The sequence below is a fragment of the Pantoea sp. A4 genome (assembly GCF_000295955.2).
GTDB lineage: Bacteria > Pseudomonadota > Gammaproteobacteria > Enterobacterales > Enterobacteriaceae > Pantoea > Pantoea multigeneris.
The window spans coordinates 103,075-127,331 of record NZ_ALXE01000045.1 but is presented as its reverse complement, the minus strand read 5'-3'; the positions used below and the strand labels follow the sequence as shown (position 1 = coordinate 127,331).

Below are 24,257 nucleotides of genomic sequence, written 5' to 3'. Positions count from 1 at the left end.
TGCCAACAGTTAACATCAGAACTGATAAGCGAAGCCTGCGGCGGAAACATCGTCGGTGGCCAGACCCAATGGATTATCCTTTTTCAGCAAGTTAATCCGGTATTCTGCATAAATATTGAAGTTTTTATTGAAGTAGTAATACGCACCGAACGAGGTGTATTTGACGATATCAGCGTCGCCAATATTCTCAATGTCTTTGCCTTTTGATGAAACATAGGCAGCTGAAGGGCGGAATCCGTTCAGGAACTGATATTGCGCCACCACTTCAAAGTTTTGCGCTTTATTCGCGAAACCGCCGCTGATGGGAGTGGCATTAAGCGTCTCACCGTACATGGTGGCCAGATAAATCTGGTTGGCATCATATTTGATCGCGGTGGCCCAGTTCTGCGCTTTATCCCCTTTGCCACGCGTCGCCTGATTTTGCGCGTTGGTTCTGTCCAGGCTGGCATAAGCTCCCACCAGGCTAAGGCCAAAATCAAAGTTATATGAGGCGGAAAGCGCGAAGCCGTCACCATTCCCACGGCGCACTGCATCGGTAGCACCGGTACGCTCGTTCTTACCCTGATACTGGGCAGCAACGTTCAAACCATCAACCAGTCCAAAGAAGCCATTATTACGCCAGGTCACCAGACCGCCTGCACGCCCGGCGAGGAAAGCATCGGCATACCCTGAGTTACCGCCGAAGAAGGGCAGCATATCGGTATAGCCTAATGCGTCATAGACCAGACCGTAATTACGGCCGTAATCTATGGAGCCGAAATCGCCATATTTCAATCCGGCAAAGCCGAGGCGGGTACGGTTATTGGTTTGTGCATCGCTACCTTCTGAGTTAGCCAGGCTATATTGATATTGCCAGAAACCATAGCCGCTCAGTTTATCGGTGATTTGGGTTTGCCCTCTGAAACCAAAACGCGCATAAGAGGAGACATCGCCATTGTTGCTGTCATCATTGGAAAACAGATGGGAGACGCTGACTTTACCGTTTAAATCTATTTTATTGCCATCTTTATTATAAATCTCGGCAGCCTGAGTGGAAGATATTGCCAGTAATAACGGCATCAATGCCGTCAGTAACGAACGCTTCATCATCAAATAAACCCTTTTTCATTATGTAAGTTATAAGTTGGTGCGGAGTGAAAATGACACAGAAAGTGAAATTAATCGATTGCAATACCTGTTACAAAATATTTCAGTTAATTTCTATATAAGATGATTATCTTAAGTGACGTTGATAAAGGGTTGAATCCCAATATTTGATAACAGTAATGCGATTGCCGGGATTTGTAATATCTATCAAATACAGTGAGTTGTGTGGTGCTAGCTAAGGTGAGGCAGGACGAGGGTTTTTGAGGGAGGTTATTTTTCGGCGAGCCTATATACGTTTATATCACAAGGGGAAATAAGGTTAGATGACTAATTATTCCCCCGGAAATAACTTTTCATTTGTTTTTTGGGGTTTATTTTCGTTTGGTTCATAAGGTTGTTATTATTTTTCACGTGCAGAGAGGGGAATAATAGCAGAGTGGGTGAGAGGATAACCGTCTCACGCAGAGTGTTGGAAATTATGCTTCCACTTTGCAAACACAATGATTACACTTCTCCATCATTCCTGCCAATTATGCAGTTGGTTAATATCTATTTTCAATTCCTCACGCTTTTCTTCTCATTGTCTTCATGATCGGCGAATCAGTGTCTTTTATGCTTGCAGGGCTTTACTCAGGTTCTGAGTAGTTGACGTTCAGCTGCGTACACTTGTTTCCGAAGACGCGACACAGGCTGTCGTCATGACACTGAATAGTAAGGATAAGAATATGCGTAAACTAACTTCCCTCTTTCTCGCTACCACCCTCGCTCTGGGTGCTGTTACTGTCGTTCACGCGGCGGCTGACAATCTGACACCACCGCCAGCGGGCAGTGAACAACCGCATCACAAGCCGCCACATCGTCCGGGCGACTTCATGTTCAAAAACCTGAACCTGACCGATGCGCAGAAAAAACAGATTCACGAGATTTTCGAAGCCAGCCATAAAGAAGGGCATCCGCCAATGAAGGCCGACTTGCAGGCCGGGCATGATATCGTGACTGCAAGCAGTTTTGACCATGCTAAAGCGGAAGCGCTGGCCGATAAAATGGCCGCTGGTGCGAAACAGCGCACCCTGCAAATGCTTGAAACTCAGAATAAAATCTACAACATTCTGACACCAGAGCAGAAAAAGCAGTACAACGCCAATTTTGAGAAACGTCTGACAGAGAAACGTCCTCATCACGGTAAAATGCTGCCACCGCCAGCTGAAGGCCAGGATGCACCGCCTCCAGCACAGTAATGGCTTAACGTTTTAAAGACCGCCGGGGCTGTCCATTTTTCAATAAAGTGGGCAGCTTCGGCGGTTTGACGTTGGGTGCCGTTACAGCGGGACCAGCGGATATTTTCCTGACAACAGTGGCCCGCATAAAATCTTATAGCCGTCATGATCAAAACCCGATCGTACCCGCTTAAGGTCGGCCGCCTCTTCAAGGCGTTCAACCGAACCCAGATAAAACCAGTGATCAATGACATGAATTTGTGTCTGATGGCTCCCCGTCTCAATCAGTCCTACCGGCCCTTGCCACGGCCAGCACACTAACCGCAGCCTTTCCAGTGCGGCCAGCAAGCGCATCTGGTGATCGGCGACCGATTCTCGACCACAGCAGGCTCCGCCGCAGCGCTTCAGGGCTGAACGGAAACAGGCTCGCCCGTTGCTGATGTTTTCCAGCCCGAGCAAGCCGTGACAGAGCCGTTGCTCATCAGCAATATTACGCAGGGTTTCAAGCGCCGCATGCCGGTTTTGAAACAGACCAAACAGGTTGGGTGAGGTAGAAAAGTCCAGATCGCGGGCGTAGACCACTTGCGGGCTGTTGTGCTGCAACTGGAGGGAGCAGAGCTGGCGATTATGGCGCAGACGTTTATTAAACAGGGGCTGCTGCTGTTTGATCATCTGTGCTTCCAGCAGCAGGGCGCCTAAGTCCCCGGCGGTGGTGACCCAGGTGATTCTCCGCGCCTGGCGCAGCATTTTGGCTTCTTCGACGGTGCGGAAATGGGCCATCACCCGGCTACGTAGGTTGATGCTTTTGCCGATATACAGCGGCAGGGTTTCGCTTTCACCGTGAAACGTGTAGACCCCAGGCAAAGCGGGCAGGCCATTTAGCCAGTCGCGCAGATGTTCGGGATATTCATAAATAGCGGCCGCGTCAAATTCAAGGCGGGAAGAAGAACGGTTGACCAAAACAGACTCCACTTACTGGTTAAGCATACAGCTTATCAGCCTGTATGAACTTTCGCCAGTAAGTGGTTCGGGCTTACGTTTTCGCTAAGCCCGTTTATTTCCAGAAATCATCAAACACGGTAATCGGCGGGCGACGTTTGTGTTCGGTTTTCAGATACCAGGTTTCAATGATCTTCGCCGTTTCTGCCGGGACGGTTTTCCCTTCCAGGTAGGCATCGATCATTGCGTAGGTCACGCCAAGGGCGACTTCATCCTGCAGGCCTGGGCGGTTATCTTCCAGATCGGCCGTGGGCTGCTTGAGATACAGGTGCTCAGGACAGCCAAGGTGTTTCAACAGCTGTTTGCCCTGGCCTTTATTCAGGCGGAAAATCGGGTTGATGTCGGTGCCTCCATCGCCGTATTTGGTGAAGAAACCGGTTAAGGCTTCCGCAGCATGGTCAGTGCCTACGACCACGCCTTTGGTCATCCCTGCAATGCTGTACTGGGCTTTCATGCGCTCGCGGGCTTTCTCATTGCCACGAATAAAGTCAGAGAGCGTGATGCCCGCAACTTCCAGTGCGCGCTCGCTGGCCAGCACCGCCTCTTTAATGTTCACCACCAGAGAACGATCCGGATTGATGAAGGCGAGGGCGTCCTGGCAGTCCGCTTCATCCGCCTGTACGCCATACGGCAAACGCACGGCAATAAAGGTGTACTCTTGATCGCCGGTTTCTGCGCGCAGTTCACGAATGGCCGTTTGCGAGAGAATGCCGGTCAGGGTTGAGTCCTGGCCGCCGCTGATCCCCAACACCAGGGTTTTAATAAAGGGATAACGACGTAAATAGGCTTTAAGAAAATCCACGCTAGTACGCACTTCCTGCGCGGCATCAATAGTGGGTTTTACGCCCAGAGCGGCGATAATTTCCTGTTGTAATGACATAGACCTCTCCTCAATTCAGTAGCCTGGCGGCACAATGCGAATCTAGTGCTAAGCTAACGCGCATCACAAAAAACAACAAGCCAGATGGCTTGTTGTTTTCAGGTATTCCTTGAGCAATCAGTGTGTTTACGCTTTGGCGGCGGGTTTTTTAGCCAACAGCAGGAACATCAGGATGGCACACATGAAACAACCCCAAATGGTTGCCGTCATGCTCAGTACGGAAGTCCCACCAATGCCGGTGAGAGGCACGGCAATGGCACCGAGGGTAAACATAACCACGCCGATCACCGCAGAGGCGCTGCCCGCACGATGTCCCTGGCTTTGCATGGCAAGAGACGATGCGGTGGTCGCGATCACGCCGTTGCTGGCAATCGTAAAGAACAGCAAGCCAAGCACCACCGACAAAGGAGCACCGCTCAGGCCTGCAATCAACAACAGGGTTGAGGAGACGAAAGCCAGCGTTAAGCCGCCTTTCAACACGCGATACTCGCCAAAGCGACGGCACAGACGGGCGCTGGTTTGTGAAGCGATGATTAATCCGAAGCCGTTAGCCGCAAAGCAGATGCTGAACATTTGCGGGGTCAGACCATAGATCTGTTGCAGGACAAACGGTGACGCGCCAATGTAGGCAAACATCCCCGACATCATAAAGCCCTGTGTTAAACAGAAGCCCATAAAGCCACGGTGTGTGACCACCTGGCCCAGAGCCGCCCAGGCGGAGAAGACCGATCCCTGGCTACGGCGTTCTGCGGGCAGTGTTTCATGCAGCTTCCAGCGCGCCAGGAACACCAGCAGCACCGCAATACAACCCAGCACGACGAAAATGCCGCGCCAGTTCAGCACCGTCATTAACACCCCACCTAATACCGGCGCACCAATCGGGGCCAGACCGTTCACCAGCATCAACAGCGCAAAGAAGCGCGTTAACTCATGGCCACTGTACATATCGCGTGCAATCGCACGGGACAATACGGCACCGCCAGCACCGGCCAGGCCTTCAAAGACGCGTGCGGCCAGCAGTTGATGAATGTTCTGTGCCAGCGCGCAGCCAACAGAGGCGACAAAAAGCAGCACCAGAGAGATGTATAAAGGCCGGATACGGCCGAATTTGTCGCTCATCGGGCCAAACAGCAGTTGGCCTACACCCAGCCCAATCAGGCCTGCGGTCAGGCTAAGCTGTGCGGTTGCCGTAGACGTATTCAGGTCGCGTGCCAGTTCTGGTAAAGAGGGCAGGTAAAGGTCGATACATAGCGGCCCAAGGGCAGCCATCAGGCCGAGCGTGATGGCATAAACCAGCCGGTTAGAGTGTGCAGGTGTCATTTATCCTCTGATATTTTAACGAGATGTTGAATCATATTTTGATACAGCGCCTGTAGCGTCTCCGCTGACGCTTTCTGCGGCGTCAGGCGGCGAAAGGCGGTGCCTTCTACCAGCACCGACAGGACTTCGACGCAGGCTTTAAGCTGTTCTTCGCTGAGGTGCGGATGGTTTTTACGCAGCTTTCCACACGCACTTTTGAACATGTGGGCATCGGCATCATGCAGAATCTGGGCAACACGCGGATTACGGCTGGCCTCTGCCGCGACTTCCAGCATCAACTGCTCATCTTCCTGGTTAAGGCTGGTGCGCCAGGCGAGCATGGTGGCAATCTGCCCGGCATCAAACTTATCCTGCATCGCGGCCACACGGCTGGTGACGATGCGTGTCACCATCACTTCAATCAATGCGTCTTTACTGGGGAAATAGCGATACAGCTGACCTACGCTCAGTTCAGCGGCGCGGGCCAACTGCGCCATACTGGCAGCGTGAAAGCCTGACTGACGAAAACAGTGTCTGGCCGCGCAAATGATCTCATCCTTGCGACAGCGATGTCGTTCGTCTCTGGCGTCCTGCTGTCGGGTCATTTGATCCTCTGAAATAGTTTTGAGAGTGCTCATTCTCGACGGGCGATTATACGCAGGAGCCTACCGGTGGACACCTTTTTTTCCGCAAAAAACGTGTAAATGCATCAGGCAAAAATAGATAAACGGATTTGATAAACAGGGATTTATGTTCCAGGCTTATGGCACATGGATAATCAATGAGGAATAACAAGATGAATAAAGTCATGGGATGTATTGCCGCAGCGCTGACCCTGGCAGCCCTGTCAGGATGTACGACTTACGATCGTGCAGAAAGTTATGTGACTAAGCCGGTCGTAAAAGATGTGAAAAAAGGCATGACACGCGACCAGGTACGCCAGATTGCTGGAGCACCTTCAACTGAAATCACCATGGTACATGCGCGCGGAACTTGCCAGACCTATGTTATTGGTGAGCGTGATGGCAAGCTGCAAACCTACTTTGTGAGTTACAACGACACCGGGCATGTGATGAACTATGGCTTCCAGAGCTGTAAAGATTACGACACTGACCCGCAAAGCGGACAGTAACCCCAGTTAAATGAAAAATGGCCCGTCAGGTGACTGACGGGCCATTTTTTTAGCCAGAATTACAGGCCGTAAGGGCGAGGAACTTCCGTGTATGAGCCGTTAATATCGCGCTCATAGTAGTGGCCTTCCTGCACATAGTAGCGGCGACCGTTGAAATCCAGTACACGCATACCTTCAACCCGATCGGCGGGGGGCTGGACCACCACGTATGTATCACCAGAACGCTGGTAATAATTGCCATTCAACATGTAATAGGTGAGGCCACCAATCAAGACTGCGGTAGCCGCTTCTGGCAGGAACCGCAGTGGGCCTGGGCCACCCCAGCGAGGGCCAGGACCGCCCCAGTGAGGACCCGGTCCGCCACCCCAATGTGGGCCAGGGCCGGGACCCCAGGGATGGGCAAATGCAATGGCTGGCGCAATCAGCGTTAACGCCAGCACAGAGGCGATAACTTTTTTCATGGGTGTGTTCTCCTGCTTGGACTGTATGCAGGATTCTCCTTTTTCAGTGCAAAGACAAGCACAAACAAGGGGGTTTTTCCTCTATTTACCAGGCTTAACGCTTTCTTAACGGAGGGGGGGGTTCGAGGAGAAATTGTGGAGTTTAGGCGGGAAAAAGCAGACGAGCCTGCAATCAGACTCGTCTGTATTGTGACCTTATTGTTCAGCCAGTTGCCCGGCATCATCGCTGTTTAAAATCTTTTTATCCGTGACGCCTAACCAGCGGCTGGTGAGGGAGCCCGCCGTCATTGCGCCGTTGACGTTCAACGCAGTACGGCCCATATCAATCAGCGGCTCAATGGAGATGAGCAGCGCGACCAGCGTCACTGGCAAGCCGAGCGTCGGCAACACAATCAGTGCTGCGAACGTTGCACCGCCACCTACGCCTGCGACGCCCGCTGAGCTGAGGGTGACTACGCCCACCAGCGTCGCAATCCAGACCGGATCGAACGGATTAATGCCTACGGTAGGCGCAACCATAACGGCCAGCATCGCAGGGTAGAGACCGGCACAGCCATTCTGGCCAATCGTGGCACCAAAGGAGGCAGAGAAGCTGGCGATGGACTCAGGAACACCCAGGCGGCGCGTCTGTGCTTCAACGTTGAGTGGAATGGAAGCGGCGCTGGAGCGGCTGGTGAACGCAAAGGTAATCACCGGCCAGACTTTACGGAAGAAGCGGAAAGGATTGATGCCGTTAAGCGACAGCAGCAGGCCATGAACCGCAAACATGATCGCTAAGCCGAGGTAGGAAGCCACAACAAAGCCACCCAGTTTAATGATGTCTTGCAGATTTGACCCGGCAACCACTTTGGTCATTAAAGCCAGCACGCCATACGGGGTCAGCTTCATGACCAGACGCACCAGCTTCATCACCCATGCCTGCAGGGTATCGATGGCCGCTTTTACGCGCTCGCCTTTTTCCGCATCATCTTTGATCAGCTGCAATGCCGCCACACCCAGGAAAGCTGCGAAGATCACCACACTGATAATCGAGGTTGGGCTGGCACCGGTTAAGTCGGCAAAGGGATTTTTCGGTACGAAGGAGAGCAGCAGCTGCGGCACGGTGAGATCGGCCACTTTTCCGACATAGTTACTTTGAATGGCGGCGAGGCGAGCACTCTCCTGAGCGCCTTGTACCAGACCTTCTGCGCTCAGGTGGAACAGCCCGGTGACCAGCACGCCCACAAAAGCCGAGACGGCGGTAGTGGCTAAAAGCACGCCCAGCGTCAGCAGGCTGATTTTACCCAGTGATGAAGCATTGTGCAGGCGCACCACGGCACTGAGAATGGAAGCAAACACCAGTGGCATCACAATCATCTGCAAGAGCTGCACATAACCATTACCGACGATGTTGAACCAGGAGATCGATGTTTTCAGTATCGGGTTATCGGCACCGTAAATCAGCTGCAGTGCCAGTCCAAAAACCACGCCCAACATCAGGCCCGTCAGGACCTTTTTCGCCAGCGACCAGCGTTGGTTGCCGAGGCGTGAAAGCACCACGAGCAGTACAATAAAGACGGCAAGATTCAGCAGTAGTGGAAAATCCATAACATCCCCAGTTGCCCCGGTCAGGGGGCAGCATTTTATTTATAACGAAATAAGTTGTCACAGAGGGTAGCAGCCATTAATGGTGCGCGGATATATCCAAATGGAATGGTTTATAACCTTTTTGGTTTTTTTGTCTGCTTAATGTACTTTTTGCGTGGAGATCAGCCGACTAACGCCGTTTTGTAGCGTATCAAACAGTTGATTAGGCCAGCCGTTTGCACCAAAGGAGGGCGTTCCGGCAGGGAAAATCAATGCGTATCCCACCAGGGCCAGACACAATGCGCGTTCAAGCTGATTGCCTCTTTGGCTGTTCAGGATGGGCAGACGAAAACGCCAGCGGCAGGGCCACAACAGGGGAACACCCGCAGGGGTGAGCATATCCGCCACGATATGGCTGAGATACCCTAACGTCAGTCCTTGCAGGACATCCGCTGGCATGAGCCAGTCGGCAGGGACATTAACCTGAAACAGCCATAACCCCGCGGCCACTGCCAGTAGACTGTGGGTAAAGCCGCGATGACCAAACGCCCGGGCAATGGGTTTCGAGATCCATTTCAGGCGCTGGCCCAGCAGTGATTTGGGGTGATCGATATCGGGCAGCAAGCAGGTGAGAAGCGCCGCAGAAATCAGGTGCCACCAGTCGGCTTGCGCCAAAACGGGTGTTAGTTCAGCGCGCTTGGCAAAAATGGCGCTGGCAATGGCAAAAATGATGTGGCCTTCGGCCGTCATGATGAAACCTGGCTGCAAACTGTCAATGCATCCAGTATAGGGATTTATCCAGTAAATGAGAATATGTGACGCTGTAACGAGGCGTGAATTTTTTCATGTCAAAATGGCAGCCCGTAGCGCAAAGGGCTGCCGTCTCAACTGCTGTTACTGACCGAGCAGATGGTGATCGTGCAATTGCGTCAGATCGATGAGCTTGACATCGGCCAACGCCCAGCGTGGGTCCGGACGATGTTCAGGGGCAGGCACGACGATAGAACGCATGCGCGCCGCTTTGGCGGCAATCATACCGTTGAATGAGTCCTCAAGTGACACGCAATCTAACGGATCAACCCCCAGTTTGGCGGCACCGTCAAGATAGACCTGCGGATGGGGCTTGCTGTAGGGCAACACTTCCGCTGAAGCCAGTGCATCAAAGTAATGACGCAGCTGAAACAGCTCCAGCACGCGCTCCAGCATATGTAATGGTGAGGCAGAGACTAATGCGGTTTTGAGTTCCAGGCTGCGGCAGAGCTTAAGGGCATTTTCTACGCCGGGAAGCAGTGGACGCGTCTCTTCAACCAGTGACAGCGTTCGGGCAAAAATGCGGTTGGTGACTTCTTGTTGACTCGGGCCATTCCACGGCGCGACCTCATACCACATCCGTACCACCTGATCGATGCGCAAACCCAGGGTGTTGGGCAGTTGATCGCGCCGGGAAATATCGACGCCGATACTGGTAAACACCTCCAGTTCGGACTGTTCCCACAACGGTTCTGAATCAATAATCAGGCCATCCATATCAAACAGGGCGGCAAGGATAGGGCGATGATAAGCCATGTATGCACTCCAGAGTGAATTTACGTTACCTTATCATGGCGGCACAAGATGACAGTAATCTAACCGCTTGTTACCGCTGCTTATGTTGCATACGCGGATTTTCCAGGAAAAATCAGCGGGGTGCAGGTAGACTTAGCGCAAACTACTTCAAGTGCAGGAGATACGATGACTTATCAACAGGCTGGCCGCATTGCCATCCTCAAGCGTGTGGCGGGCTGGATCATTTTCCTTGTTGCGTTACTTTCAACGCTGATTTCAGTGCTGAGTTTTATGTTCAAGCACAGTGAAAAGAAACCCGGCATTGATGCGGTGATGCTCGACTTTGTTCACGTCATGATCGACATGATTCGCTTTAATACCCACTTCCTCGATATTTTCTGGCTGAACTCACCGGTGCCTGAATTCCAGGGCGCGGCGAACATCGGGTTCTGGATTATTTATATTCTCATCTTCGTTGGCCTGGCGCTGGAAGCCTCCGGTGCACGGATGTGGCGTCAGTCGCGTCATATTAAAGAAGGGATTGAAGATCAGTTGATCCTCGAACAGGCCAAAGGCAGCGAAGGGCGCACGCGCGCGCAACTCGAAGAGAAGATCAACGTGCCACACCATACGATTCTGCTGCAAATTTTCCCGCTGTATATTCTACCGGTGGTTGTGATCGTCATCGGTTACTTTGTTTTCTCCCTGCTCGGCTTTATTTAATCGCTTGCGTCAGGCCGGTCTGGTCTGGCGCTCTTTCACGCCTTCTTCATCCAGCAACGCCACGATTGCCACCTGTGCTTCCTGCACCCATTCGCCACCAAACACGTTAGCGCGATTTAACAGGTAATAGAGCTGATAAACCGGCTGCCGTTGAGAAAACCCTTCCGGGAGAGGCCAGACATGATGATAGCCCTCATAGATTTGGCGCGGTAAATGCGGAAAATGGCTCAGCATCGCCAGGTCACACTCCCGGTCTCCCCAATAGCAGGCGGGATCGAAAATCCACGGCCCCTGACTGCTACCTGCGCAGTTAGCTGGCCACAAATCGCCATGCAGCAATGAAGGTTGGGGGTGATGGGAGGCCAGTGCGCGTTGCACGCAGGCGACGATTAACTCTGTATTACCGTAGCGGATGCCCTTTTCTTCGGCGAGTTGCAATTGCCAGCCAATACGCTGTTCAGCAAAAAACAGCGACCAGCGTTTTAACCAACTGTTCGGCTGTGGAGAGGTGGTGATGTTATTGTCAAAGTCGAGGCCAAACTGCGCTTGCTCACTCCATTGATGCAGCCGCGCCAGTTGTGCACCTAATTCGTAAGCCTGCTCGTTGTCCAGTGGCTGTGGCTCTATGTACTCCAGCAGCAGGAAACTTTCATCCCGGTCGGCCCCTACGCCATAGACCTTGGGCACACGCACCGTGTTACTGCGGGCCAGTAACCCGAGCTGGTCTGCCTCCCAGGTGAATAATGAGAGCATGTCGCGGCTGTTACACTTAACAAACACCTGATGCTGACCATACTGAATCACCCAGGTGGGATGGATATCGCCTCCGGCAAGTTGACGGCGTTGGCTGATTTCGGCATTGCCTAACTCTTCACGTAACAGACGGCTGATGGCTGACCACATAGGGCTATCCTCGCGATGCGCTGTGTTAAGACCAGTTTAACGCCTAAATATTAAACAAAAATAGCGTTGGAGCGCGCTTTACTGACCTGATGGGCCAGCCTGGAGATACGCTTCCAGCGTCGCAACCTTCACGCTAAACGGCTGTTCCAGCGCGACAGCAGCAGTCGCCGCCGCTTTTTCTTTCATCTCCTCAATGGTAAGCGCACCTACATAACCAAAACTGTTGGTGCCTAACTCATGAGGATGGCCTTCACTGTCACTGAGTGAGGTTGAAAATCCACCAATGGTCATGGTGCTGTTCAGTTCAAGAATATTGCTCAGACCGGACTCTTGATATTCAATCGTCACAACATAACGGGTAATTTCTGCGGTGCTCATGATTCACCTCTTTGTATTGCAACAGAATTGAGCGTAGACCAGTCAGGAGGATTGAGCGAATAATCTACAGCGCGGATTTATCGTCCCGAGATAAGACAAATTTCATGATTAAAAAGGCGATTTTTCCTGTTTTAATTTGCGTGTTTTTTCGCTAACTGCCTTCTATAATGCGCGCCGTGAATGGGAAGAGTCCGAATAAAAGTCAGGCTTCCCATAATTGCGTGTCTTTTTGAGCGATTTAATATTTTTTTACAATGCTTACTAAAATTAGCGTTGATCGCCGGGAAAAACGCTTCAAACTCTCTGTTTTTTAATCTGTCGTGCGGATCACATTTCATGAAACCGATTTCCAGGATTTCTGCCGTTTTATTGCTTTCAGCCGGGGCTTTCTGTCATCAGGCGTTTGCTGATAACACCGTTTTTACCTCTATGGATGACCCTGCAACGGCGAAAAAACCGTTTGAAGGCAGCGCAGCTGCGGGTTACCTGGCGCAGACCGGCAACACCACTAGCTCTTCTTTGACCGCGCAAGCCAGCATGACCTGGTATAAATCCAGCTGGGCTTACAGCCTGTGGGGCAATGCGGCTAACACCTCTTCTAACGATGAGCGCTCTTCAGAGACTTATAACCTGGGTGGCCGTTCACGTTACAACCTGAACTCCAACGACTACCTGTTCGGTCAGGCTAGCTGGCTGAGCGACCGTTATAACGGTTACTCTTCACGTGATACGCTGACTGCCGGTTACGGTCGTCAGATCCTGAGCGGCCCGGTTCACTCGCTGCGTGCTGAATTTGGTCCTGGCGTACGCTATGACGATTTCCATGAAGGCGGTCATCAGACTAAAGCACTGGCGTATGGTGCTTTGAGCTATCAATGGCAACTGACCGACACCACTAAATTCATTCAGGGCGTCTCTGTATTGAGCAGCCTGGGTGACGATACCACAGTGAACTCTGAGACCGGTTTGCAGGTCGCTATCAACCAGAACTTCTCCTTGAAGCTGGCTTATGATGTAACGTGGAACAACAATCCACCAGAGTCAGCCCCAGATCACACCGATACCAAAACCACGGTGATGCTCTCTTACGCGATGTAATCGCTACAGCCCCGGTACTTCCGGGGCTGGTTCAGACCCGCTTCGCAAAAAAGATAAGCCATTCAGGCCTTAACGCACACTCGGCTGTTGCGGGCAGGGCAAAAGCTGTTATGATCGTCCGCGCTTTACTCTCCTGGCGTCATTCCGACAATGTGGGTCTGACATTACGCCAGGTACTCACACTCTTTATACTCAGTGTTGCATGTAGGCTTTCGTGTGGCTTACCACTGCAATTAAGGATATGAAATGCCTGTAATTACTCTTCCTGATGGCAGCCAGCGCAGCTTTGACCGTGCGGTTAGCGTTATGGACATTGCTCTGGACATCGGTCCTGGTCTGGCGAAGGCCTGTATCGCGGGTCGCGTTAATGGTGAACTGGTTGACGCGGTTGATCCCATCACTGAAGATGCCAACGTAGCGATTATCACCGCGAAAGACGAAGCGGGTCTGGAAATCATCCGTCACTCCTGCGCGCACCTGTTAGGTCATGCGATCAAGCAGTTGTGGCCGAACACTAAGATGGCGATTGGTCCGGTTATCGACAATGGCTTCTACTATGACGTTGACCTCGATCACACCCTGACCCAGGAAGATCTCGACCAACTGGAAAAGCGTATGCACCAGTTAGCTGAGACCAACTATGACGTCGTGAAAAAGAAAGTCAGCTGGCAGGAAGCGCGCGATGTGTTCGCAGCGCGTGGTGAGAACTATAAAACCACGATTCTGGACGAAAACATCAGCCATGATGACCGCCCTGGCTTGTATCACCATGAAGAATACATCGACATGTGCCGTGGTCCGCACGTGCCGAATATGCGCTTCTGCCACCATTTCAAACTGCAGAAGATTTCAGGCGCGTACTGGCGTGGCGATAGCAACAATAAAATGTTGCAGCGCGTTTACGGTACTGCCTGGGCAGATAAAAAGCAGCTGAGTGCTTACCTGCAACGTCTGGAAGAGGCTGCGAAGCGCGATCACCGTAAAATCGGTAAGCAGCTTGACCTCTACCACATGCAAGAAGAAGCACCGGGGATGGTTTTCTGGCATAATGACGGCTGGACCATCTTCCGCGAGCTGGAAGTGTTTGTTCGTACCAAGCTGAAAGAGTACGACTACCAGGAAGTAAAAGGTCCGTTTATGATGGACCGCGTGCTGTGGGAAAAAACCGGGCACTGGGAAAACTACAAAGAAGCGATGTTCACGACCTCTTCTGAGAACCGTGAATACTGCATCAAGCCAATGAACTGCCCAGGCCACGTTCAGATCTTTAACCAGGGTCTGAAATCCTACCGCGATCTGCCATTACGTATGGCGGAATTTGGTAGTTGTCACCGTAATGAGCCATCAGGTGCCTTGCATGGCTTGATGCGAGTACGTGGTTTCACCCAGGATGATGCCCACGTCTTCTGTACAGAAGAGCAGGTGCGTAGTGAAGTCAACAGCTGTATCCGCATGGTTTATGACATGTACAGCACCTTTGGCTTCGAAAAAATCGTGGTTAAGCTGTCTACTCGCCCAGAAAAACGTATCGGAACCGACGAAATGTGGGACCGTGCGGAGAAAGATCTGGAAGCAGCTTTGATAGAAAATGAAATTCCATTTGAATTTCAGTACGGAGAAGGTGCATTCTACGGGCCGAAAATTGAATTTACCCTGTATGATTGCCTCGACCGTGCCTGGCAGTGTGGGACAGTGCAGTTAGACTTCTCGCTGCCGAAGCGTCTTGACGCGACTTATGTCGGCGAAAACAACGATCGTCAGACCCCGGTGATGATTCACCGTGCGATTCTCGGTTCAATGGAGCGCTTTATTGGCATCCTGACCGAAGAGTTCGCCGGTTTCTTCCCAACCTGGCTGGCTCCGTTGCAGGCCGTGGTGATGAATATCACCGACGCGCAAGGTGAATATGTCGAAACTTTGACACGTAAATTGCAGAAAGCTGGCATTCGTGTGAAAGCGGACTTGAGAAACGAGAAGATTGGCTTTAAAATCCGCGAGCACACATTAAGACGTGTCCCCTATATGTTGGTCTGTGGTGATAAAGAGGTGGAAGCAGGCAAAGTTGCCGTTCGCACCCGCCGTGGAAAAGACCTTGGGACAATGGACATTGATGTGTTTGTTGAGAAGCTGCAACAAGAGATTCGCAGCCGAAATCTTCACCAACTGGAGGAATAAAGTATTAAAGGCGGAAAACGAGTACAACCGACGCGTCCTAATCGCATCAACGCTGAAATTCGTGCAACTGAAGTGCGCTTGAGTGGCATTGATGGCGAGCAAATTGGTATTGTCAGTCTACGTGAAGCTTTGGAAAAAGCTGAAGAGGCGGGCGTAGATTTAGTTGAAATCAGCCCGAACGCCGAACCGCCGGTTTGCCGCATCATGGACTACGGCAAGTTCCTCTACGAAAAAAGCAAATCTTCTAAGGAACAGAAGAAGAAGCAGAAAGTTATTCAGGTTAAGGAAATTAAATTCCGTCCTGGAACCGACGATGGCGACTACCAGGTAAAACTCCGCAGCCTGGTACGCTTTCTGGAAGAGGGCGATAAAGCTAAGATCACGCTGCGTTTCCGCGGTCGTGAGATGGCGCACCAGCAGATCGGTATGGAAGTGCTTAACCGCGTCCGTAAAGACCTGTGTGAAGATCAAGATCTGGCGATCGTCGAGTCCTTCCCTTCGAAGATTGAAGGCCGTCAGATGATCATGGTGCTCGCACCTAAGAAGAAGTAACAGGCCTACAAGTAACAGAACCGCAGCGCCTTCGGGTTAAGTGGTTCTGTTCGCCCGTTATTTCATTTTATTAACAATGCGAAGTGGATATTTGTAAAAATGCCAAAGATTAAAACTGTACGTGGTGCAGCTAAGCGCTTCAAAAAAACCGGTAAAGGTGGATTTAAGCACAAGCACGCCAACCTGCGTCACATTCTGACTAAAAAATCAACTAAGCGTAAACGTCACCTGCGTCCAAAAGGCATGGTGTCTAAAGGCGATCTGGGTCTGGTTATTGCCTGCCTGCCGTACGCATAAGTTAACTTTTTTATAAATCTGCCCTAAAACTTTGCGTACTGGCATTGCCGTAACAAAGCGTAAAGGCATCACAGAATCTGATACAGGAGAGCTCACATGGCTCGCGTAAAACGTGGTGTAATTGCTCGCGCACGTCACAAAAAAATCTTAAAACAAGCTAAAGGTTACTATGGTGCACGTTCACGTGTATACCGCGTTGCCTTCCAGGCTGTTATCAAAGCTGGTCAGTACGCTTACCGCGACCGTCGTCAACGTAAACGTCAGTTCCGTCAACTGTGGATTGCGCGTATCAACGCAGCAGCGCGTCAGAATGGCATCTCTTACAGCCGTTTCATCAATGGCCTGAAGAAAGCTGCTATTGAAATTGACCGTAAAATCCTGGCTGACATCGCTGTATTCGACAAAGTGACATTTACTGCACTTGTTGAAAAAGCAAAATCAGCTCTGGCGTAAGTCAGGTAAAAAAGGGAGCTTGCTCCCTTTTTTATTGCTGTAACTTCGCGTAAAGATTGACATTTTACCCGTGGCGCATTTCAATAGTGCACACTGTTCACCATCACAAGGTAATGCAAGCATGTATGCTGCTATTTTCCGTTTCTTTTTTTACTTTAGCACCTGACTTCGGGGGCTTTTGCGCAAAGAAAAGAAACGGAAAATCGCGCTAAAAGCCTCCCTCGTGGAGGCTTTTTTGTTTCCGGCGACAGCACATTGGACGTTAAGTCCCAACAAGAACTGACCAGACCGACTGTAAAAAGAGGAAAACATGTCCCAACTCGCAGAACTGGTGGCCCGTGCCACGGCCGCACTCGACGAGGCGACGGATATCGCCGCCCTTGACGCTGTACGCGTCGAATACCTGGGTAAGAAAGGGCATCTGACGCTGCAAATGACCACGCTGCGTGAACTGCCAGCGGAAGATCGTCCGGCAGCCGGTGCGGTGATCAACGACGCTAAGCAGCAGGTGCAGGCGCACCTTAACCAGCGCAAAGAAGCGCTGGAGTCCGCAGAGCTGAATGCACGTCTGGCTGCAGAGACCATTGATGTCTCACTGCCGGGCCGTCGGGTGGAAAACGGCGGATTGCATCCGGTTACGCGCACCATTGACCGCATCGAGACCTTCTTTGGCGAGTTGGGCTTTGAAGTGGTGACCGGTCCGGAAATTGAAGACGACTACCACAACTTTGATGCCCTGAACATTCCTGGCCATCACCCGGCGCGTGCCGATCACGACACCTTCTGGTTTGATGCAACGCGTCTGCTGCGTACTCAGACATCGGGCGTACAGATCCGCACCATGCAGAACCAGCAGCCACCTATTCGTATCATTGCGCCGGGCCGTGTGTATCGTAATGACTACGATCAGACCCACACCCCAATGTTCCACCAGATGGAAGGCCTGATTGTTGATAAAGACATCAGCTTCACCAACCTGAAAGGGACACTGCACGACTTCCTGCGCAACTTCTTTGAAGAAGATCTGCAGATCCGCTTCCGTCCTTCTTACTTCCCGTTCACCGAACCGTCCGCGGAAGTGGATGTGATGGGTAAAAACGGCAAGTGGCTGGAAGTGCTGGGCTGCGGCATGGTGCACCCTAATGTATTGCGCAATGTGGGTATCGATCCTGAAGTCTATTCTGGCTTTGCGTTTGGTATGGGCATGGAGCGTCTCACCATGCTGCGCTACGGCGTCAACGACTTGCGCGCTTTCTTCGAAAATGATTTACGTTTCCTCAAACAATTCAAATAAGGGCCGATTATCCAATGAAATTCAGTGAACTCTGGTTACGCGAATGGGTAAATCCAGCCCTGGACAGCGAAGCGCTGTCTGAACAAATTACGATGGCAGGCCTGGAAGTAGATGGCCTCGACCCGGTCGCGGGTGCTTTTCACGGTGTTGTGGTGGGTGAAGTGGTTGAGTGCGGCCAACATCCAAACGCGGATAAACTGCGCGTAACCAAAATCAACGTCGGTGGCGAGCGTCTGCTGGACATCGTGTGTGGTGCACCAAACTGTCGCCAGGGCCTGAAAGTGGCTGTAGCAACTGTGGGTGCTGTACTGCCGGGTGACTTCAAAATCAAAGCCGCCAAACTGCGTGGCGAGCCTTCTGAAGGGATGCTGTGCTCCTTCTCTGAGCTGGGTATTTCTGATGACCATGATGGCATCATCGAGCTGCCAGCAGACGCACCGATTGGCACCGATATTCGCAGCTACCTGCGTTTAGACGATAACACCATCGAAATCAGCGTCACGCCAAACCGCGCCGACTGCCTCGGTATTGCGGGCATTGCACGTGACGTAGCCGTACTGAATGGCCTGCCATTGACTGAACCGGCTATCGAAGCGGTACCCGCAACACTGACGGATACTTTGCCGATTCGTGTTGAAGCAAGCGCAGCCTGTCCGCGCTACCTTGGCCGTGTGGTTAAGGGCATCAACGTTAAAGCCGCCACGCCACTGTGGATGCGTGAAAAACTGCGTCGTTGCGGTATCCGCTCTATCGACCCGGTGGTAGATATCACCAACTATGTGTTGCTGGAGCTGGGCCAGCCGATGCACGCCTTTGACCTTGACCGCATTGAAGGTGGCATTGTGGTACGTCTGGCGGAAGAGGGCGAAGCGCTGACGCTGTTAGATGGCACAGAAGCAAAACTCAACCAGGACACCCTGGTGATTGCCGATGAGCAAAAAGCGTTAGCTATGGCCGGTATCTTTGGCGGTGAGCACTCAGGCGTCAACGAAGAGACACAAAACGTCCTGCTGGAGAGCGCATTCTTCGCGCCACTGGCGATTACTGGCCGTGCTCGTCGTCATGGCCTGCATACCGATGCTTCACACCGTTATGAGCGTGGTGTGGACCCGTCGCTGCAATACAAAGCCATTGAACGTGCAACCCAACTGCTGCTGGAAATCTGCGGTGGTCAGGCGGGTCCGGTTATCGATCAGACCGATGCTAAAGAACTGCCAGCGCGTGCCACCATCACTCTGCGTCGTGAGAAGCTGGACCGCCTGATTGGCCATGTAATCGCTGATGAGCAGGTCACGGATATTCTGACCCGTCTCGGCTGTGAAGTGACCGTGGGTGCGGGTGAGTGGCAGGCGGTAGCGCCAGGCTGGCGTTTCGATATGGCTATCGAAGAAGATCTGGTGGAAGAAGTGGCGCGTATTTATGGCTACAACAACATTCCAGATGTGCCGGTCAAGGCGAGCCTGATCATGACCGAACACCGTGAGGCTGCGCTGTCACTGAAACGTATCAAAACGCTGCTGGTGGATAAAGACTATCAGGAAGCGATTACCTACAGCTTTGTTGATCCAAAAGTACAGCAGTTGCTGCACCCTGGTGAAGAAGCTCTGATTCTGCCAAGCCCTATTTCAAGCGATATGTCAGCCATGCGTCTGTCGCTGTGGACCGGTTTGCTGGGCGCAGTGGTTTATAACCAAAACCGTCAACAGGGCCGCGTGCGTCTGTTTGAGAGCGGTTTACGCTTTGTGCCGGAACCTAAAGCGGATTTAGGCATTCAACAGGATCTTATGCTGGCGGGTGTCCTGAGTGGCCATCGTACTGAAGAACACTGGGACATGGCGCGCCAGGCCGTAGACTTCTATGATTTGAAAGGCGATTTAGAGTCGATCCTCGATCTGACGGGTAAATTAGAAGCGATTACTTTCCGTGCGGAAGCAAATCCAGCGCTACATCCAGGACAAAGCGCGGCAATTTATTTGCACGGCGAAAAAATCGGATTTATCGGGGTCATTCACCCAGACCTGGAACGCAAGCTGGATCTTAATGGTCGCACCTTAGTCTTTGAACTGCTGTGGAATAAGGTTGCAGACCGCGTCCTGCCTGCTGCGCAAGAGATTTCTCGCTTCCCGGCAAACCGTCGTGATATCGCTGTGGTCGTAGCTGAAAACGTCCCCGCAGCAGATATTATCGCGGAGTGTAAGAAAGTTGGCGCAAATCAGGTAGTTGGCGTAAACTTGTTTGACGTGTACCGTGGTAAGGGCGTGAACGAGGGTGAAAAGAGCCTCGCGATTAGCCTGACTTTGCAGGATACCAGTCGGACACTCGAAGAAGAGGAGATTGCTGCGACCGTTGCCAGATGCGTTGCGGCATTAAAAGAGCGATTCCAGGCAACCTTGAGGGATTGAACCTATGGCGCTTACAAAAGCTGAAATGTCTGAATACCTGTTTGAAAAGCTCGGGTTGAGTAAACGCGATGCGAAAGAGCTGGTTGAGCTGTTTTTTGAAGAAGTTCGTCGCGCGCTTGAGAACGGCGAACAGGTAAAATTGTCCGGGTTTGGTAATTTTGACCTGCGTGACAAGAATCAGCGGCCGGGAAGAAACCCGAAAACTGGGGAAGATATCCCGATCACTGCGCGTCGCGTGGTGACATTCCGACCTGGGCAGAAACTGAAAAGCCGTGTCGAAAATGCAACACCGAAAGAAACTGACTGATTTCAGTTGAATAGAAGGCCGCTTATGCGGCCTTTTTTTATGTCTAAAATTTATTGTATTCCGGCCTTTCACGATCTCTCCACAGTGTCAGTTTTCCGTAAGGCTCAGGAAAATAGCCCGCAAATCGTCAACCTCTGATAGTGACGAAGAACGGTGTTTGCTATAACCATTGCAACACAAAACAAGAGGTTAAAGCTGATGAAAAAGACAGCCCTATTTTTAAGCATTCTGTTAGGAATGCCGCTGCTGGCAAGTGCAAATCCGGGTCCTGCGGGTCACTTCCAGACCGGTGAACGTGATAAACACGGCAACTACTGGGATGGTTACCAGTGGCGTCAGCCAGCATGGTGGAAAAACCACCACGGCCGCAATGTGGGTCTGAAAGGCCCACACGGTTACTGGAACGGCAACGGCTGGCAGGCACAGCCTCCGGGCAAGCATGCGCCAGTAAAACCCCACGAAGATAAAGCCCCACCTCGCCACTAAGGTTTACTGCGGTGCCCCCTGGCACCGCAGATTGCTCCTTCCTTTTTCAGCCAATCGCACTACAATCAAACGTCTGTTTTCTCATCCGATCTTATCTATGGCTCTGCTGGAGCAATTTGCATATCAGGCCGCTCGAGGCCATCGTCGCAGGCTCTTCGCGCTAACGCTGTTGCTATTGCTGCTGTTTGCCATCAGTTTATGTGCAGGTGAAAGCTGGATTGGCCCTGAGCACTGGCTCTCTGCCGATGCCCGGCTCTTTGTCTGGCAACTCCGTCTGCCACGTAGCCTGGCGGTGGTGCTGGTCGGTGCGGCATTAGCCGTCAGCGGTGTGGTTATGCAGGCGCTTTTTACCAACCCTCTGGCGGAACCCGGCTTATTAGGTATTTCCAACGGCGCGGGTATCGGGCTGGTGCTGGCTGTGCTGCTTGGCAGCGGTGCGCTGTGGAGTCTGAGCCTGGCGGCGATTGCCGGGGCATTGGTCATGACGTTGATTTTGTTGCGTTTCGCTCATCAGCAGATGTCGACCAGCCGCTTATTACTGACCGGTGTTGCGTTAGGTATTATTTGCAGCGCGGCCATGACCTGGGCTGTCTATTTCAGCACCAGTCTCGATTTGCGTCAGTTGATGTACTGGATGATGGGGAGCTTTAGTGGCATTGACTGGCGCTACACTGGGTTAATGGCGGGATTACTCCCGGTTACCCTCGCACTGATAGCGACGGCACGGCCGCTCAATTTACTGGCCTTGGGCGAAACCAGTGCGCTTCAACTGGGGCTGTCGCTGCTACGCTGGCGCAATCTACTGGTACTGGCGATAGGCTGGCTGGTAGGCCTCAGCGTGGCCCTGGCGGGTGCCATTGGCTTTGTTGGCTTAGTTATCCCGCATCTGTTGCGCCTGAGCGGCATGAACGACCATCGGTATCTGCTGCCGGGGAGTGCCCTGGCGGGCGCTTGCGTCCTGCTGGCATCGGACATTCTGGCACGACTGGTATTAACCTCTGCGGAGCTACCCATCGGCGTGGTGACCGCCACCGTCGGTGCTCCGCTGTTTATCGCTTTATTGTTAAAAACGGCGCGTTGAAGCGCATCCTCACTGAATGAACCCAACGGGAAACTGACATGAGCATCTACCAAACCGAAGTGACTACCATTGAAGGCGAACACACCACACTGGGCCACTGGCAGGGCAAGGTCCTGTTGGTGGTTAACGTCGCCTCTAAATGTGGTCTCACGCCACAGTATGAACAACTGGAGAAGTTACAGCAGGAGTGGCAGTCCAGCGGCTTTAGCGTTTTAGGTTTCCCGTGCAACCAGTTCCTTGAGCAGGAACCAGGCAGCAACGAAGAGATTAAAACCTTCTGTAGCACCACCTATGGTGTCAGTTTCCCACTGCTGGCGAAAGGCGATGTTAATGGTGAGCATCGTCATCCGTTGTATCAACAGTTGATTGCTGCACAGCCAGAGGCTCAGACCCCGGCAGAGAGTGGTTTCCTGCAACGCAGGATTGATAAAGGGCAGGGACCAAAGCAGGTTGGCGATATCCTGTGGAATTTTGAAAAATTCCTGATTAATCGCCAGGGAGAGGTGATTCAGCGCTTCTCACCGGATATGACCCCGGACGATGCTGTTATCCGCAACAGCATTCAAGCCGAACTGGCAAAATAAATGCCGTTAGTCCTGCAAGATGCCCTGGTGCCAGGGCGTCTCTCTGCCACCTCCGCCTCCCTTTCTCGCGGTGTCCTGCTGCATTTATTGGGGCCTAACGGTGCCGGGAAAAGCACGTTGCTAGCGGCAATGGCCGGTCTTCAGCCGGTGCAGGGGGAGATCTGGCTGGAAGGGCGTCAGCTGAAACAGTGGTCAGGGGCAGAGCTGGCAAAAGTGCGCGCCTGGTTACCACAGCAGCAGCCGGCACCGAGCAGTATGCCGGTTTACCACTATTTGCAGCTGCACCAACAATCTTCCGGCGTGGCGCAATCCGCGCAGCTGGAAACGCTATTAAAACGGCTACATCTGCACGACAAGCTGTCTCGCAATATTACTCAGCTCTCTGGCGGAGAGTGGCAACGTGTGCGTCTGGCTGCGGTATTACTGCAGTGCGATCCGGTGTGTAATCCCGCAGGCAAGCTGTTGATTATGGATGAGCCGCTCACCGGGCTGGATATTGCGCAACAAAAAATGATGGACACTGTGGTCAAGGCGCTGTGTGAACAGGGTGTCACGGTGATTACCAGCGGTCATGACCTCAATCACAGCCTGCATCATGCTGATGAAGTCTGGCTGATGGGCGAGGGGAAAATTATTGCGCAGGGCACCCCGCAACAGGTGATGACACCGGCGCGGCTTTCACGGTTATATGGCCTTGCTTTTCGGCTGGTCGAATTTGAGCAACAGCCGTGGTTATTGAGCACAGTTTGAGAAAACTTGCCTGAGGGGATTATTTCCCGCTACATTATCTGCCGTTACCTGTAAACGCCGATAAAAGGATAAAAACCATGCGCACAGGGATTCTTTTACTGGTGTTATTTTTGGTTGGCTGTTCACATCATGCGCCTTCCCCCTCTGGTCGTTTGTCCGATTCCCGCGCCGTGGCGGTGCAACTTAATCAGCAACTTGGACGTTGGCACGGCACCCCATATCGTTACGGGGGTTTGAGCCATCGAGGAGTAGACTGTTCCGGGTTTGTCTATCTGACCTTCCGCGACAGGTTTGAGATGCAGCTACCCCGTTCCACGCGTGAACAGAGCGATTTTGGTACCCGTGTGCGTAAAGAGGATTTAGTGCCAGGGGATTTGGTGTTCTTTAAAACCGGCGAGGGGGAAAATGGTTTGCATGTCGGGATCTACGATCGTGATAACACCTTCATTCATGCCTCTACCCGTGTTGGCGTCACGCGATCGTCTTTGAATAATAGCTACTGGCGAAAAGTATTCTGGCAGGCAAGAAGATTATAATAGCCAGAAGAAATAGGGATGCGCTGCCGGTCTACATATGTCGTGACAGAAGG

At 52.2% G+C, this 24,257-nt stretch carries 28 protein-coding genes and 1 other annotated feature; of the genes, 17 read left to right on the top strand and 11 right to left on the bottom strand.

Annotated elements, in window-relative coordinates:
* Window positions 1–15: 15 nt before the first annotated feature.
* On the bottom strand, window positions 16–1,089 hold the full coding sequence (locus B880_RS0118880) for a porin OmpC (RefSeq protein WP_017349018.1): 1,074 nt from the start codon (window positions 1,087–1,089) through the stop codon (window positions 16–18).
* Window positions 1,090–1,811: 722 nt separating this feature from the next.
* Here B880_RS0118880 and spy point away from each other — a divergent pair.
* Window positions 1,812–2,324 (top strand): ATP-independent periplasmic protein-refolding chaperone Spy, encoded by a 513-nt coding sequence (gene spy, locus B880_RS0118875; RefSeq protein WP_017349017.1) that lies wholly within the window; start codon window positions 1,812–1,814, stop codon window positions 2,322–2,324.
* Window positions 2,325–2,405: 81 nt separating this feature from the next.
* Here the strand turns inward: spy and cho are convergent, their stop codons facing one another.
* The 4 genes from cho to B880_RS0118855 all read right to left on the bottom strand — a co-directional run bounded on the left by cho (window position 2,406) and on the right by B880_RS0118855 (window position 6,086).
* Window positions 2,406–3,263: an excinuclease Cho gene (gene cho, locus B880_RS0118870; protein WP_017349016.1), complete on the bottom strand. Its 858-nt coding sequence runs from the start codon at window positions 3,261–3,263 to the stop codon at window positions 2,406–2,408.
* A 94-nt stretch (window positions 3,264–3,357) separates the two neighbouring features.
* Window positions 3,358–4,182, bottom strand: a complete 825-nt coding sequence (gene nadE, locus B880_RS0118865) for an ammonia-dependent NAD(+) synthetase (RefSeq protein ID WP_017349015.1) — start codon at window positions 4,180–4,182, stop codon at window positions 3,358–3,360.
* A gap of 126 nt (window positions 4,183–4,308) precedes the next feature.
* Window positions 4,309–5,502: a multidrug effflux MFS transporter gene (locus B880_RS0118860; RefSeq protein WP_017349014.1), complete on the bottom strand. Its 1,194-nt coding sequence runs from the start codon at window positions 5,500–5,502 to the stop codon at window positions 4,309–4,311.
* Window positions 5,499–6,086, bottom strand: a complete 588-nt coding sequence (locus tag B880_RS0118855) for a TetR/AcrR family transcriptional regulator (protein WP_017349013.1) — start codon at window positions 6,084–6,086, stop codon at window positions 5,499–5,501. Before B880_RS0118855 ends, B880_RS0118860 begins: the two co-directional genes overlap by 4 nt.
* Before the next feature lie 191 nt (window positions 6,087–6,277).
* Here B880_RS0118855 and osmE point away from each other — a divergent pair, with 191 nt between their 5' ends.
* The gene (osmE, locus tag B880_RS0118850) at window positions 6,278–6,613 is read left to right on the top strand and encodes an osmotically-inducible lipoprotein OsmE (RefSeq protein ID WP_017349012.1); all 336 of its coding nucleotides are present in this window, start codon (window positions 6,278–6,280) and stop codon (window positions 6,611–6,613) included.
* Window positions 6,614–6,672: 59 nt separating this feature from the next.
* On the opposite strand, the gene B880_RS0118845 is transcribed toward osmE, so the two are convergent.
* From B880_RS0118845 to hxpB, 4 genes are all read right to left on the bottom strand, one after another.
* On the bottom strand, window positions 6,673–7,074 hold the full coding sequence (locus B880_RS0118845) for a DUF6515 family protein (RefSeq protein ID WP_017349011.1): 402 nt from the start codon (window positions 7,072–7,074) through the stop codon (window positions 6,673–6,675).
* A gap of 195 nt (window positions 7,075–7,269) precedes the next feature.
* Entirely contained in the window at window positions 7,270–8,661 is a 1,392-nt protein-coding gene (locus B880_RS0118840; protein ID WP_017349010.1) for an L-cystine transporter, read from the bottom strand.
* 138 nt (window positions 8,662–8,799) lie between these two features.
* Window positions 8,800–9,390, bottom strand: a complete 591-nt coding sequence (locus tag B880_RS0118835; RefSeq protein WP_017349009.1) for a metal-dependent hydrolase — start codon at window positions 9,388–9,390, stop codon at window positions 8,800–8,802.
* 144 nt (window positions 9,391–9,534) lie between these two features.
* Window positions 9,535–10,206, bottom strand: coding sequence for a hexitol phosphatase HxpB (hxpB, locus tag B880_RS0118830; RefSeq protein ID WP_017349008.1), 672 nt, complete (start codon window positions 10,204–10,206; stop codon window positions 9,535–9,537).
* A gap of 165 nt (window positions 10,207–10,371) precedes the next feature.
* Between hxpB and B880_RS0118825 the strand changes: the two genes are divergently transcribed.
* Complete coding sequence (locus B880_RS0118825; RefSeq protein ID WP_017349007.1) at window positions 10,372–10,908, top strand: YniB family protein; 537 nt, start codon at window positions 10,372–10,374, stop codon at window positions 10,906–10,908.
* Between the two features lie 9 nt (window positions 10,909–10,917).
* Here B880_RS0118825 and B880_RS0118820 read toward each other — a convergent pair whose 3' ends face one another.
* The gene (locus tag B880_RS0118820; RefSeq protein ID WP_017349006.1) at window positions 10,918–11,811 is read right to left on the bottom strand and encodes a fructosamine kinase family protein; all 894 of its coding nucleotides are present in this window, start codon (window positions 11,809–11,811) and stop codon (window positions 10,918–10,920) included.
* A 78-nt stretch (window positions 11,812–11,889) separates the two neighbouring features.
* Entirely contained in the window at window positions 11,890–12,189 is a 300-nt protein-coding gene (gene ghoS / locus B880_RS0118815; protein WP_017349005.1) for a type V toxin-antitoxin system endoribonuclease antitoxin GhoS, read from the bottom strand.
* 336 nt (window positions 12,190–12,525) lie between these two features.
* Between ghoS and B880_RS0118805 the strand changes: the two genes are divergently transcribed.
* From B880_RS0118805 to B880_RS0118745, 14 genes are all read left to right on the top strand, one after another.
* A complete protein-coding gene (locus tag B880_RS0118805; RefSeq protein WP_017349003.1) occupies window positions 12,526–13,287 on the top strand; it encodes a DUF481 domain-containing protein in 762 nt (253 codons plus the stop codon).
* Between the two features lie 246 nt (window positions 13,288–13,533).
* Window positions 13,534–15,462: a threonine--tRNA ligase gene (gene thrS, locus B880_RS0118800; RefSeq protein ID WP_017349002.1), complete on the top strand. Its 1,929-nt coding sequence runs from the start codon at window positions 13,534–13,536 to the stop codon at window positions 15,460–15,462.
* A 3-nt stretch (window positions 15,463–15,465) separates the two neighbouring features.
* Window positions 15,466–16,014: a translation initiation factor IF-3 gene (gene infC / locus B880_RS0118795; protein ID WP_036646390.1), complete on the top strand. Its 549-nt coding sequence runs from the start codon at window positions 15,466–15,468 to the stop codon at window positions 16,012–16,014.
* A 99-nt stretch (window positions 16,015–16,113) separates the two neighbouring features.
* A complete protein-coding gene (gene rpmI, locus B880_RS0118790) occupies window positions 16,114–16,311 on the top strand; it encodes a 50S ribosomal protein L35 (protein WP_017349000.1) in 198 nt (65 codons plus the stop codon).
* A gap of 96 nt (window positions 16,312–16,407) precedes the next feature.
* Complete coding sequence (rplT, locus tag B880_RS0118785; RefSeq protein ID WP_017348999.1) at window positions 16,408–16,764, top strand: 50S ribosomal protein L20; 357 nt, start codon at window positions 16,408–16,410, stop codon at window positions 16,762–16,764.
* A gap of 116 nt (window positions 16,765–16,880) precedes the next feature.
* Window positions 16,881–17,004: a sequence feature (Phe leader region), on the top strand.
* Window positions 16,886–16,930 (top strand): pheST operon leader peptide PheM, encoded by a 45-nt coding sequence (gene pheM, locus B880_RS26960; protein WP_181684249.1) that lies wholly within the window; start codon window positions 16,886–16,888, stop codon window positions 16,928–16,930. (Overlaps the previous feature by 45 nt.)
* Window positions 17,005–17,074: 70 nt before the next feature.
* Complete coding sequence (gene pheS / locus B880_RS0118780; protein WP_017348998.1) at window positions 17,075–18,058, top strand: phenylalanine--tRNA ligase subunit alpha; 984 nt, start codon at window positions 17,075–17,077, stop codon at window positions 18,056–18,058.
* 14 nt (window positions 18,059–18,072) lie between these two features.
* Window positions 18,073–20,460, top strand: coding sequence for a phenylalanine--tRNA ligase subunit beta (pheT, locus tag B880_RS0118775; RefSeq protein ID WP_017348997.1), 2,388 nt, complete (start codon window positions 18,073–18,075; stop codon window positions 20,458–20,460).
* A gap of 4 nt (window positions 20,461–20,464) precedes the next feature.
* A complete protein-coding gene (gene ihfA / locus B880_RS0118770) occupies window positions 20,465–20,767 on the top strand; it encodes an integration host factor subunit alpha (protein WP_003853259.1) in 303 nt (100 codons plus the stop codon).
* 198 nt (window positions 20,768–20,965) lie between these two features.
* Window positions 20,966–21,253 carry a DUF2502 domain-containing protein gene (locus B880_RS25240; protein WP_017348996.1) on the top strand — a complete coding sequence of 96 codons (288 nt, stop codon included), beginning with the start codon at window positions 20,966–20,968 and terminating at the stop codon, window positions 21,251–21,253.
* Between the two features lie 97 nt (window positions 21,254–21,350).
* On the top strand, window positions 21,351–22,334 hold the full coding sequence (gene btuC, locus B880_RS0118760; RefSeq protein WP_017348995.1) for a vitamin B12 ABC transporter permease BtuC: 984 nt from the start codon (window positions 21,351–21,353) through the stop codon (window positions 22,332–22,334).
* A gap of 38 nt (window positions 22,335–22,372) precedes the next feature.
* Window positions 22,373–22,918 (top strand): glutathione peroxidase, encoded by a 546-nt coding sequence (locus tag B880_RS0118755; RefSeq protein WP_017348994.1) that lies wholly within the window; start codon window positions 22,373–22,375, stop codon window positions 22,916–22,918.
* Window positions 22,919–23,668, top strand: coding sequence for a vitamin B12 ABC transporter ATP-binding protein BtuD (gene btuD, locus B880_RS0118750; RefSeq protein WP_017348993.1), 750 nt, complete (start codon window positions 22,919–22,921; stop codon window positions 23,666–23,668). It begins immediately after the preceding gene.
* Between the two features lie 77 nt (window positions 23,669–23,745).
* A complete protein-coding gene (locus tag B880_RS0118745; RefSeq protein WP_017348992.1) occupies window positions 23,746–24,204 on the top strand; it encodes a C40 family peptidase in 459 nt (152 codons plus the stop codon).
* The last annotated feature ends 53 nt before the right edge of the window (window positions 24,205–24,257 follow it).